The organism is Schleiferilactobacillus perolens DSM 12744, from assembly GCF_001435585.1.
Classification (GTDB): domain Bacteria; phylum Bacillota; class Bacilli; order Lactobacillales; family Lactobacillaceae; genus Schleiferilactobacillus; species Schleiferilactobacillus perolens.
Genome location: NZ_AZEC01000009.1, coordinates 35,306 through 48,319, shown reverse-complemented (window position 1 = coordinate 48,319; position 13,014 = coordinate 35,306). Strand labels below are relative to the sequence as shown.

Here is a 13,014-nt window from a genome sequence, read left to right as displayed (position 1 = left end):
ATTCACTCCGTTTGACTTTCTTTTAACATCTCGGCCAAGGTATCTGGATCAATCACGGACACACCCAACGTATTGGCTTTGGTTAGTTTACTGCCGGGATCAGCCCCGGCTACGACCATATTGGTACTCTTCGATACCGAAGTGGTCACATGAGCGCCTAATGCGGTCAAGCGATCGGTCAATTCCTTCCGGGAAAAGTGATCGAACTTGCCCGTGATTACCACCGTTTGTCCATTAAACGGCGAATCCGCTGCTGCTTCTGCGGCCGCGGCAGGCCCGGTATAGGTCATGTTTACGCCAACGTCTGTTAATTCCTGGACCAGGCTTTGAGCTCCTGGGTTAGCAAAAAAAGCGGTCATGCTTTGCCCAATCGTCGGCCCAATCGATTTAATCGCCGTAATTGCTTCGGCATCGGCCTTCATCAGGGCCGTCATGGTGCCAAATTGTTGAGCAATCAATTGGGCTGCTTTCGCGCCGACATGGTCAATCCCTAACCCAAACAATAACCGTTCCAGAGAATTCTGTCGACTGCTGGCAATCGCATTTAACAAATTACTAATGGACTTCTCCTTGAAACCGGGCAGTTCGGCCAAGTCGTCCGCAGTCAACCGATATAAATCAGCCACATCGCTGACTAGCTTGTGCGCATAAAGACTAGCGACGACCTTCGGCCCCAAGCCCGTGATATCCATGGCGTCCCGGGAAGCAAAATGGGTCAAGCCCTCGGTGATTTGGGCCGGGCACTTGGGATTGACACAACGCAGCGCCACTTCGTCCATCAGGTGCACCAGCGGTTGCCCACAGGAGGGACAATTAGTCGGCGGTTGGTATGGGGCCGCGTCTTTGGGCCGTTTATCGGTAATGACCCGCGCCACTTCCGGAATGATGTCCCCGGCTTTAAAGAGCTCTACGGTGTCCCCAATCCGCACATCCTTTTCCTTGAGCATGTCCACATTGTGCAACGTCGCTCGGGCCACGGTGGTTCCGGCCAGTTGGACCGGATCCATCACTGCAGTGGGTGTCACTACACCGGTACGGCCCACCGTCCAAGTAATGTCCCGGATAATGGTATGGGCCATTTCTGGCGGGAATTTGTACGCAATTTCCCACCGGGGCACTTTCACGGTATTACCCAATTGGGCCTGGAGATCCAAGTCATTAACCTTCAAGACGATGCCGTCAATGCCATAATCCAACGTTTGCCGCTGCGGGGTCATTTCAGAAATATATTGATCGATATCTTCCACGCTGCGGCACACCCGACCATTGGGATTCACTGGGAAACCCCACTCGGACAATGTCCGTAAAGCATCGGCTTGGGTGGTGATGCCATAGTTTTGCGCGTTGACGATGGTATAGAGCCACACCGACAGATCTCGTTCTTTAGTGATCCGCGGGTTTAACTGACGTAAAGAGCCAGCGGCAGCATTGCGGGGATTGGCAAAAATCGGTTCTCCCCGACTTTCCCGGGCTTCATTCAACTTGGCGAATGATGAAACTGGCATGTAACACTCGCCCCGGACTTCCACGTCTAAAGGTTGCGGCAATTTTTGCGGCACCGCCTTGATGGTTTTGATATTGCGGGTCACATCTTCCCCGATCACTCCATCGCCCCGGGTGGAGGCTTCCACCAGCCGCCCTTGTTGATAAACGAGGGACAACGCCAAACCGTCAATTTTCAACTCGGCATTATACGCCACTGTTTCACCCACATTGTCGTCCAAGCGGGTCACGAAGGCTTTTAACTCGTCATATGAAAAAACATCTCCCATGGATAACATTGGAATATCGTGCCGCACTTTGGTGAAGCCTGGCAGCGTGACATCCCCCACCAATTGGGTGGGAGAATCCGGTGTCACCAGCTGGGGAAACTGTTTCTCCAATGCCTGCAAATCTTCGTAGGCCGCATCGTACACATAGTCTTCTACTAGCGGTGCGTCTTTCGTATAGTAGGCTTCCCGATATTGATTAATCCGTGCCCGCAAGTCAGCAAGGGCTTTTGTGGCCTCTGCTTCTGAATATTGATCCACTGGTTTGGCCAACGCCATGTCCCGATTCCTCCTTCACACTTACCCTTTTATTGTACCTTTTGAATCGGGGCAAAAGCGACCAAAAGCTTCTTAATGCCCACCTTGGGAAAGGCAATGGTCAAGGTCAAATCATCCTGTTTACCCTCCACCGCCACCACGGTGCCAATCCCCCAGGCTTTGTGGCTGACTTTATCGCCCACGGACCAGGAACTGGTGGCCGCTGCGGCAGTCTTTGGTTGGCCAGAAACTTTGGTCACTTTGAACTGACCCTTATCCCGATGACCCACATAGGTACCGCCGCCAAATGTCGTCGCTTGCGCCCGTTGATCCCGCCGCCGCGCAAAAGGCAGCTCACTACCGCTGGCGGAAGCTGGTGCCGCCGCCTGTAAGATATTGTCGCTTTGCAGCAGGTCGTCCGGAATCTCAGCCACAAACCGCGATTCCGGGTTGCTGTTCGTGCGCCCGTATAACATCCGGGAATACGCGTTGGTCAAAAACAGCTTCTTTTGCGCGCGGGTAATCCCAACATATGCCAGGCGCCGTTCTTCTTCCAACTCACTTTCATCCATGGCCGCTCGGGATAACGGGAAGAGGTTTTCTTCCATCCCAATCATGAAGACCACGGGAAACTCCAAGCCTTTAGCGGCGTGCAGAGTCATCAGCGTCACTTGCGTTTCTTCTTCCGCAATATCGTCTTGATCAGACAGCAATGCAATATTCGCCGCAAAGTCAGTAAGCATGTCGCTGTCTTCACTTTCCGGTTCATAGTTGGTGTCAAACTCGTTGGTCACCGATAAGAATTCCTGCAAGTTTTCCAGGCGGCTCTGGGCTTCATCCGTCTTGGCCGCTTTCAGTTCAGCCGTGTAGCCGCTATCGTCCAAGATGGCCTGCGCAATTTGCGAGACCGTGGCGTCTTTCTTCATGTCGTTGAGCTTGGCGTAAAGTTGCGTAAACTGCTGAATGCCGCGTACGGCTCGCCCGGATACAGGGGATTGTTGAACTACGGCGGCGGCTTCCAGTAAAGTCATATCGTGCTCATCCGCAAACTGCCGCAATTTATCTAAAGAACCCGCGCCAACACCGCGTTTAGGCACATTAATGATCCGCTGCAGGCTCATGTCATCGGCAGGATTGACCAGCAAACGAATATACGCCAATACGTCACGGATTTCTTTCCGATCATAGAACCGGTTGCCGCCAACGATCTTATAGGGGATATTGGATTTGAGCAGCGTTTCCTCCAGCACCCGGGATTGGGCGTTGGTCCGATAAAGCACAGCGAAATCACCATAATGGTAATGGCTTTCACCCATCAAATCTTGAATCTTGCGGACCACAAAATAAGCCTCGTCCTTTTCGCTTTGGCCGCGATAGTATTCGATTGGCTCGCCCTCTTCATTATCAGTCCACAATTTCTTTGGCTGCCGATTTTCGTTATTGCCGATCACGGCATTGGCCGCCTGGAGAATCGTTTTTGTGGAGCGATAGTTTTGTTCCAGAAGAATTGTTTGGGCGTCGGGATAATCCTTCTCAAAATTCATGATGTTCTCAATGTTCGCGCCTCGCCAGCCGTAAATGCTCTGGTCAGCATCCCCTACCACACAAATATTACGGGACTTGGCAGCCAGCATACTCACTAACTGATATTGAGCCTCGTTGGTATCCTGATATTCGTCCACGTGAATGTATTGGAATTTATCTTGATAATAAGCCAACACGTTCGGAGCAATCTTGAACAATCGGATCGTTTGCATGATCAGATCGTCAAAGTCCATGGCCTGGTTAAGGTGCAGCTGTTGTTGATAATCTTTGTAGATGCGCGCCGCAATTTTTTCAAAAGGTGAAACGGCGCTCTTTTCAAATTCTTGCGGTCCAATCAGATCGTTCTTAGCGTTGGAAATAGATCCCAAAATTGCCTTGGGATCGTATTGCTTGGGATCAATGTTGGCTTCCCGCAGTAATCGTTTTACCATCGTAAGCTGTTCGCCGCTGTCCGCAATCGTGAACGAACGAGAATAGCCGATGGCGTCCGCTTCCCGGCGTAAAATCCGGACACACAGGGCGTGGAAAGTGGATACCCACACATCCGCACCGTGTTCGCCCAGCAGCCGCCCAACTCGTTCCTTCATTTCCTTGGCCGCTTTATTCGTAAAAGTGATTGCCAAAATATGCCAGGGTTTGATGCCCTTATCCTCAATCAAGTAAGCCACTCGGTGGGTGAGTACGCGGGTCTTCCCTGAACCGGCGCCGGCCATAATGAGCACGGGTCCTTCAGTTGCTTTGACTGCTTCCGCTTGTTTGTTGTTCAGTTTCGCTAGTAAATCGTCCGCCATGAAAACACATTTCTCCTCTACTATGACAGAACGGCACCCGTCAACTGCCAGATGCCGTTCCCACTTACATTAATTGATGGTGCGCTTAATTGTCTAACCCTAACCGTTGGAAGATATCATCCACATGGCGCAAATGCCAGTGATAGTCAAAGGCAGCGTCTAAATCATCCTTGCTCAGGCGATCCGTAATCTTAGGGTCAGCCTCCAATAACGTTCGGAAGGAACGCTGTTCATCCCAAGCCTGGGCTGTCTTGGGTTGGACCAAATCATAGGCTGCTTCCCGGCTCATACCGGTCTCAATCAACGCCAACAGTACCCGTTGAGAATAAATCAAACCGTGGGTAATATTCAAGTCGGCCTTCATCTTATACGGAAAGACGGTCAGCTCACGGACAATCGTCGTGAACCGGTGCAGCATGTAATCCAGTGCTTCCGTGGTATCAGGAAGGATGATCCGTTCTGCGGAGGAGTGGGAAATATCTCTTTCATGCCACAAAGGCACATCTTCCAAAGCAGTGAGTGCGTGTCCGCGAATTACCCGGGCCAACCCAGTCACGTTTTCGGAACCGATGGGATTGCGTTTGTGGGGCATAGCGGAAGAACCCTTTTGTCCCGCCGCAAAGTATTCTTCTACTTCCCGTACTTCCGTCCGCTGCAAATGGCGGATTTCCAAAGCAAACCGTTCGATGGAAGTAGCGATAATCGCCATCACACCCACATATTCTGCATGCAGATCCCGAGGTAGAACTTGTGTCGAAATATCCTGCGCGCGAATGCCGAGATGCTCCGTGACATAAGCTTCTACTGCGGGCGGTGTATTGGCGAAAGTACCAACGGCTCCAGAAATCTTGCCAGCTTCCACACCAGCTGCGGCATGGTCAAACCGTTCGATGTCCCGCTGGATTTCTGCATACCAGTTAGCCAGCACCAGCCCAAATGTGGTCGGTTCGGCGTGGACGCCATGGGTCCGGCCAATCATGACTGTGTATTTGTACTCTTTAGCCTTGGCCGCCACCACATCGCGCAGATCACGTAAGTCCCGACGCAGGATTGCGTTGGCTTGTTTGAGTAAATACCCATACGCCGTATCCACCACATCGGTGGACGTTAACCCGTAGTGCACCCATTTGCGTTCCGCACCTAATGATTCAGAAACAGCACGGGTAAAAGCCACGACGTCATGCCGCGTGATTTTTTCCAGCCGTGCGACCTCTTTAGCGTCGACTTTTGCATTCTTCGTGACGGCTGCCGCATCGGCGGCGGGAATCTCACCAAGCTGTGACCACGCCTGGACGGCCAGTTTCTCGACTGCCAACCAGGCGTCGTACTTAGCATCATCGGTCCAAATTCGACTCATCTCTGGACGGGTATAACGGTCAATCATCGCTTTTTTTCTCCTTATCTTCGACATGCCAAATACCCAACGCTTCGACGCGGGCAATGACGGTTTCTAATTCCCAGGCAGTGAATGACGCGAACCCAATCGGGGCATCATCCGGCAAATCCCCGCGTTGGGGATAAAAACTAAAGTGCGTGTTTGGCTGAGTGCGAATCAATTGAATGGCCTTAGCCAGGGTGGCCGGTGAAATCGTCACTGTCACCCCTGCCCGATCCAGCTTCGGTTCCGGAATCGACCAGTCGCACACCGCACGCATGTGCAGTTCATACGCGGAATAACCAGTCGTATATTCCAACACATTGGCGTTACCCCGGGGACCAGGAAATACCCGAGCCACATACAGTACCCCGGCAGCAGTCAGGAAATATGTCACGCCAAACACCCCAACATAATGTAATTTGTCGGCCAGCACCTTAGCAATGCGGCGAATTTCTTGGTTGGTTTCTGCATCGATCCGGGCCGGTAAAATTGACGCCTGCAGTTGATGGTTTTGACTATAAATATTTTCGATCGTCGGATAGACAGTCGTCTCGCCAGTACTGGTTTTGACCACCACTACGGACAGTTCCTTAGTCTTGGGTACCCAGGACTCTAAAATGGCCGTTGCCCCATCAAAATAATCGGCAGCCGCCTCCACATCGTTCTCATTATATAAAATACGCTGTTTCTTTGGACCGAGTCCCTTTTGCGTTGGTTTGAGTACAGCAGGATAGCCAATGGATTCAATTTCCCGGCGCACATCATCCAAATTCACGACCATCGCATAGGGGGCTGTATTCAAATTTTGATCCTCAAAAAACACCTTTTCCATGTACCGATCCTGGGTAATATTCAGGATGTCGGTACCCTGGGGCAGATGCTGGCGGTCGGTCATGTTGGCCAATAAGTCACTATTAATATTCTCATCAGCGTACACGATCACTTGACTCATGTCCGCCAAATCAGAAAATGGCAAGGGATTCGTCAAATCTCCGAACAAGGCAAAATCAGCGGCGGCCAGTGCGGGATCCGTGGCCGTCGCTGTCAAGACTGCTGGATGCAATCCCATCTGACGCGCGGCGAGTGTTAATGTATAGCTATCAATCCCGCCGCCGATGATGCCAATGGTTTGATTCGGGGCGATAAAAGTCATTTCTCTGCGTTTTCTCCCTTCTCACCATCCGCCGCCTCATTCAATCCAGCTGTTTCGGCCAGTGATTGATGCTGCTGATGCTGAAAAATCGTATTGAGCAAAACTGATGAGATCGTGGCAATCACGATCCCGTTACCCAATAGTAATTGTAACGTCTTGGGCAGCGCTTGGAAAATCGTGGGTGTCACGGTGACGCCCAGGCCTAAACCAATGGAAACCGCGGCGACAAGCAAATTGTGATCCTGGGTAAAGTCCACCTGTTGCAGCATCCGGACCCCCTGCATGGCGACCATCCCAAACATCACCAGCATCGCCCCGCCGAGTACAGGTGCCGGAATGATCGTCGCTAACGCACCGACTTTCGGTAATAATCCCAGCAGGATCAAGAAACCAGCCGCCCAATAAATCGGCCGTCTCGTCTTAATTCCTGAAAGTTGCACCAATCCCACATTTTGAGAAAATGCCGTGTATGGGAAAGTGTTGAATAAGCCGCCTAAAATAATAGCTAGCCCTTCCGCGCGATACCCCTTTTTCAGATCCTCGGACCCGATTTGGCGTTCCGTGATATCTCCCAGCGCAAAATATACTCCTGTGGATTCCACCATGGAAACCAATGATACCAAAATCATCGTGAGGATGGAGGACCATTCAAAATGCGGGGTGCCAAAGTAACTGAACTGAGGGAAATGGAACCAATCCGCGGTCATAACCGGCGTCAAAGAAACCATTCCCATGAACCCAGCGACCACTGTACCGATCACCAAGCCAACCAGTACCGCAATACTATGAAAGAAGCCCTTGGCCCAGACATTGACGGCCAAGATGATCAGTGCGGTCAAGAAACCAAGCATCAGATTCTTACCGTCGCCAAAAGTCTTGGCGGTCAAATTGCCGCCACCCAGATTTTGAAACGCCACAGGAATCAAGGACAAACCAATCACAGTGATTACAGTCCCAGTGACTAACGGTGGAAAGAATCGTTTGAGTTTAGCAAAGGCGCCAGCAATCAGGAAAACAAAAATGCCGGCGGAAATGATAGCACCATACATCGTGCCAATGGTGAAGCGCTGGCCAATCAGCTTCAACGGTTCCACGGCTTGAATGGCACACCCGAGAATAACGGGCAGGCCAATACCGAAGAACCGGTTCGTTCGCACCTGGAGTAAGGTGGCGACCCCGCACATGAAAATATCAATGGACACAAGGTAGGTCATTTGACTGGCCGAAAAACCCATCGCACTCCCAATTAATAGCGGTACTAAGACAGAACCCGAGTACATGGCCAACAAGTGTTGCAAACCGAGTACGGCGGCTTGACCTTGGGGTACTTCTGCAATGTCCGGATTATTTGACGTTTGTGCCATCGGACTTCTCCTGCTCTTCTGTGAAGACCACTTGGCCGTTTTCAAATGCTTTGATTCGGGCCAGTGAATACACTGGAATATCCCGCTTATCGAGAAGTTGACGCCCCTTTTGGAAGGTCTTCTCGATGACGATACCGACACCGAGCAGTTTAGCACCAGCCTGGTTAATAATGTCGATCAATCCTTCGACGGCCTGACCGTTGGCTAAGAAGTCATCAATGATCAAAACAGAATCGTCGGCACTGAGAAACTTGCGGGCAATACTAATGTGGTTGCTGACTTTCTTGGTATAGGAATAAACGACTGATGTGTACATATCATCCTTTAATGTCACGCTTTTGTGTTTACGAGCGAAGACTACCGGCACTTTGAATTCGTATCCAGTGAACACTGCCGGAGCAATTCCCGAAGATTCCACTGTCAGAATCTTTGTCACTGGGGCGTCCGCAAAGTGCCGTTTGAACTCTTTACCAACTTCTGACATCAGCTCAGGATCGACCTGGTGATTAAGAAAACTGTCTACTTTAAGTACATCACCGGGTAATACCTGACCGTTTGAGCGGATCTTTTGTTCCAGCAACTTCATTACAAAAAGCCCTCCTTAAATTACGAACAATAAATGGAAAAAGTGAGTAGAAATTAACTATTAGAATATCACGAAAAGTGGTGGGGTGAAAGGCCAGAGGGCGAAGCGCCCCGGTCAGGAGCGTAGGGCCAAGAGCCAAGGCGCAGAAAACCCGCACTCAGGTTTTATGTGCCTTGGCTCTTGGCCCCTAGCTCCTGGGGCGCTGAGCCCGTTTCCGCGAGCCATGACAAGCCAACCCACTCCAGCCGTACCAAGGCTGCGCAATCTCCGGGAAAATGTGGCTGGAACGCTGTGACGGCGCTTGAAGCCCGCAAAGTGCGCGGTCTTCAAGACGCCTAACCACATCAGCGCGGAAGATCGCCGCGCTGTGTGGTTTCCACAGCTGAGCCACATTTTCNAGACGCCTAACCACATCAGCGCGGAAGATCGCCGCGCTGTGTGGTTTCCACAGCTGAGCCACATTTTCCCTACGATTGCTCCGCATTGGCACTCGTTTTCTTGAAGTGTAAAACACTGTCGGTCTACCAAAAGGCTACGATCAACTCCCCGTCGTCACGCTGTCATACTTAGTCAACCCATACTTCTCAATAATCTGAATAATTTTACTCGCATAATCTGGGTCCGTCGCGTAGCCGTCACTTTGTAGAGCTTGAGCTTGGGTTTTGTAATCCTTGGCGGCGAGCACGTGCTCATACTGCTTGGCATTCCAAGTCGTACCACGGGTAAACAATGCGGCGTGGTCGGTGATGGACTGGGCATATGAGGCGTATACCCGGAAACGGGCTTTGATGGTTTGCCACTCGCCGTTCACGTATTCTTGCGTGGTCATTTCTTTCGTATTATTTGGATCCGACCCTTTTACCCCAAAAAGGTTGTTATAATCCGCCGAAAGTGAGCTCTCGCCCCAATTGGATTCTAAAATTGCCTGGGCAATTGTGATACTGGGGAAAATATGGTAGGTCTTGTACAGCGATTGGGCAGTCGGCGCAACTTTGGCGATGAACGCCTGCTTACGCTTTTCATCCGCCACTTTTTCAGCCTCAATCCGGGCCGCATATTCTGCTTGTTGGTGCTGGCTATACCACATGGCGCCGCCGACGACCAGACCGCAGGCCACTAACAATGTCAAAACTGTATAGGCTAACACTGCGGAAATACCATGTTTTTGGTGATTTCCCACACGCCGGCGCTTATTTTTGGCCAACAACAACATCTCACTTTCTTAATCACAATTAATTGTAACAAACTAAAACCGAGAAAATGTTTTCACTTACCTAATGATTTGCTACGATTGACTTAGTTTGATTGTACCAAGAAAAAATAAAGGATTTCTGAAGGGATGACTGGTTATGGCAGACACTTTGAATATAGCAATTCTCGGTTTAGGCGGCATTGCCCACGCTTTCGCGCAAGATACCCAAGGCACGGAGGGAGTCACAATTTATGGGGCGGCTTCGCGCAATCTCAAGAAGGCCCAAGATTTTGCGGCACAATACAAGATTCCAAAAAGTTACGGTAATTATCCAGATGCTTTGGCTGATCCCGCAGTGGATGCGGTCTACATCGCCACGCCCCACCGTTTCCATTTTGAAGAAATCATGGCGGCACTCAAGGCTGGCAAGCATGTGCTTTGTGAAAAGGCCATTGTCATGAACAGTCATGAACTCCATGAAGTTGAAGCACTGGCCAAGCAAACTGGCAAAGTTGTCATGGAAGCCCAGACAATTTACCACATGCCCCTTTACGCACAATTGCGCGCTATGCAAGAGGCTGGTGTTTTCGGTGATGTCCGGGTCATTGATGTGATGTTTGGCTCCAACAATTCCCGCACCGACCCCCACTCCCGCTTACTGGACCCTCAATTGGCTGGCGGCGCGTTGCTTGATATCGGAGTTTATGCGTTAAGTGCTGCCCGGATGTTCCAACCCGATGCCCCGAAATTGCTAAACACCACGATGAAATTAGGTCCGACCAGCATCGACGATCGCTCCGTCGCCAGTTTTGCCAATGACTATGGTATTCTGACCAATATGTCACTCAGCTTCTACGGCCGTTTGCCTAAGCAAATCAGCGTTGCCACCACCCGTGGCACCCTCACCATCATGGAATACCCGCGGGCGCAGGCCGCCGTGTTTACGAATCTAGAAAAACAATCGACAACAATCACTGCCGGTGAAACCAAGAAAGCCATGGCCTATGAACTGGCCGATTTTGCCGAAGCGTGTGCCGACCCCGGCGCCAGCCGCGAGGATTGGCAATGGACCAAAGACGTCATGACCGCCATGACTGCCATGCGCCGGCAATGGGGTTATCTCTATCCGTTTGAGGACTAAAGTGCGTTTCAGGATTAGCTTTTAGTACTACTCTGACGAAGGGTTTCGAAACGTGCGGGATCCAGTGTCAATGCGGAGCAATCGGGGGTGGCAGGGGGCTCAAACCGCCGTCACAGCTAGCTTCGCCTTCGGCGACGCACTAGCTGCGCGTCGCCACCACCTGCCACCGGAGATTGCGCAGCATTGACACGGCTGGGGAAGCCTCTGCCATAGCCGCCATAAACGGGCTCCGCGCCCCAGGCCGTTCTTAGCGGTCGGGGCCTACCCGGGGCGCTGCGCCCTCTGCTTTTATAAGCACGATCCAAGCATTTTCACCGCCCCGGGTGCATAATGATCGCGAGTTACAGGGAGGTCGATCACTATGCAATCACCAGCATCATCACAAACCACACTCGACCCGCACCGCTGGGCCGTGATTATCATCCTAGGCATCTTCGCCTTCATGTCCAACCTAGATTCATCCATCGTCAATATCGCCATTCCGGTCATGACCAAAAACTTAAATGTGCCCGCTAGCCAAATGGAATGGGTTGTTTCCCTATATCTGATTGTGCTCAGCGCCCTACTCCTGTTGTTCGGCAAATTGGGCGACTTGTGGGGAAAACAAAACATCTTCAAACTGGGCACCTTTGTATTCGTCCTTGGATCTGCAATGTCTGGTACGCCGCTCGGATTTAATTTCTTATTGCTGGGCCGGTTCGTTCAGGCAGTGGGCGGTGCCATGACCCTCGCAAACACGTACGGGATCGTCACTGCATCGTTTCCCATTGCCGAACGCGGTCGCGCCATGGGCATGGTCGGTACCTTTGTTGCCCTAGGCGCAGTGGCGGGACCGGGCTTAGGCGGATTGATCTTGGCAATTACCTCTTGGCCAGTCATTTTCTGGATCAATGTCCCCATTGGTATTATCGCCCTCATCGCCGCCTTGCGGTTGATGCACACCGGTCCGGAAACCACAGGCGGCTCAGTCGACTGGTGGGGCTTCATTGCTCAAGCCGTCTTCATTGGCGCTGGTTTTTGGGGATTAAACCTATCACAACAACAAGGTTTTAGCCTTTTTGTCCTGGGTATGCTAATTGTCGCAGTCATTGCGCTGCTTTTGTTCTTCGTCATTGAAAATAAAGTCCACGATCCATTGCTGCCATTACGCATCTTTAAAAATAAACTTTTCTCTGGAGGCGTGGCCGCTGTTTATTTGGTGTTCGTGGTCCAGTTCTTCATGACTGTGCTGATGCCGTTTTACCTGGAAGATACGCTGCGCTTACCGGCCGGTGTTGCTGGTGCGCTGCTCACGCTCTATCCGCTTACCATGGTCTTCTTTGCCCCGCTGGGCGGTTACCTGGCCGATCGCATCAACACTGCGTTGGTCGGACTGTTTGGCGCAGCTTTGGTTGGACTGGCAGACATTCTCTACTTGTTTTTACCCCTTTCCGGCGGCATGGTGTTATATATCGCAGCGACCATCCTCTTGGGCATGGGGACAGGTCTTTTCCAATCTCCACTAGGCGATATCGTCATGTCCGTGGTGCCCAAAACTGATTTGGGTATTACCGGATCGTTTAACGCGTTGGCGAGAAACCTGGGCATGGTCAGTGGAACAGCGGCTTCCACCAGCGTCCTGTTTGGGGTCATGTCGCAACAACTTGGCCACCGGGTCACCACGTATCCGACAGGCCAAAACCAAGTCTTCTTGACCGCACTACACAGTGCCTTTGGCATTGCCGTGGCGGTAGCCGTCGCGGCTGTGATCGTACTCGCCTGGATGATTCCGAAGCTGCACGAAGACAGCTTGAAATAATAAAGCCCCGAATGCTGCAGGCTGGCAGCGTTCGGGGTT

The 13,014-nt window shown here is 51.5% G+C and carries 9 protein-coding genes; 2 read left to right on the top strand and 7 right to left on the bottom strand.

Going from position 1 to position 13,014, the window contains the following annotated elements:
- Window positions 1-2: 2 nt before the first annotated feature.
- The 7 genes from ligA to FD09_RS10155 all read right to left on the bottom strand — a co-directional run bounded on the left by ligA (window position 3) and on the right by FD09_RS10155 (window position 10,057).
- Window positions 3-2,048: an NAD-dependent DNA ligase LigA gene (ligA, locus tag FD09_RS10185; protein WP_057821018.1), complete on the bottom strand. Its 2,046-nt coding sequence runs from the start codon at window positions 2,046-2,048 to the stop codon at window positions 3-5.
- 29 nt (window positions 2,049-2,077) lie between these two features.
- Window positions 2,078-4,363 carry a DNA helicase PcrA gene (pcrA, locus tag FD09_RS10180; protein ID WP_057821013.1) on the bottom strand — a complete coding sequence of 762 codons (2,286 nt, stop codon included), beginning with the start codon at window positions 4,361-4,363 and terminating at the stop codon, window positions 2,078-2,080.
- An 85-nt stretch (window positions 4,364-4,448) separates the two neighbouring features.
- On the bottom strand, window positions 4,449-5,747 hold the full coding sequence (purB, locus tag FD09_RS10175; protein WP_057821010.1) for an adenylosuccinate lyase: 1,299 nt from the start codon (window positions 5,745-5,747) through the stop codon (window positions 4,449-4,451).
- Window positions 5,740-6,894, bottom strand: coding sequence for an ATP-grasp domain-containing protein (locus FD09_RS10170; protein WP_057821008.1), 1,155 nt, complete (start codon window positions 6,892-6,894; stop codon window positions 5,740-5,742). Before FD09_RS10170 ends, purB begins: the two co-directional genes overlap by 8 nt.
- A complete protein-coding gene (locus FD09_RS10165) occupies window positions 6,891-8,258 on the bottom strand; it encodes a nucleobase:cation symporter-2 family protein (protein WP_057821006.1) in 1,368 nt (455 codons plus the stop codon). Before FD09_RS10165 ends, FD09_RS10170 begins: the two co-directional genes overlap by 4 nt.
- Entirely contained in the window at window positions 8,239-8,844 is a 606-nt protein-coding gene (locus FD09_RS10160; RefSeq protein ID WP_057821004.1) for a xanthine phosphoribosyltransferase, read from the bottom strand. The genes FD09_RS10165 and FD09_RS10160 overlap by 20 nt, the downstream gene beginning before the upstream one ends.
- A 538-nt stretch (window positions 8,845-9,382) precedes the next feature.
- Entirely contained in the window at window positions 9,383-10,057 is a 675-nt protein-coding gene (locus tag FD09_RS10155; protein WP_083487768.1) for a glycoside hydrolase family 73 protein, read from the bottom strand.
- Between the two features lie 136 nt (window positions 10,058-10,193).
- Here FD09_RS10155 and FD09_RS10150 point away from each other — a divergent pair, with 136 nt between their 5' ends.
- Window positions 10,194-11,177 carry a Gfo/Idh/MocA family protein gene (locus FD09_RS10150; RefSeq protein ID WP_057821002.1) on the top strand — a complete coding sequence of 328 codons (984 nt, stop codon included), beginning with the start codon at window positions 10,194-10,196 and terminating at the stop codon, window positions 11,175-11,177.
- A 361-nt stretch (window positions 11,178-11,538) separates the two neighbouring features.
- Window positions 11,539-12,975: an MFS transporter gene (locus tag FD09_RS10145; protein WP_057821000.1), complete on the top strand. Its 1,437-nt coding sequence runs from the start codon at window positions 11,539-11,541 to the stop codon at window positions 12,973-12,975.
- Window positions 12,976-13,014: the final 39 nt, after the last annotated feature.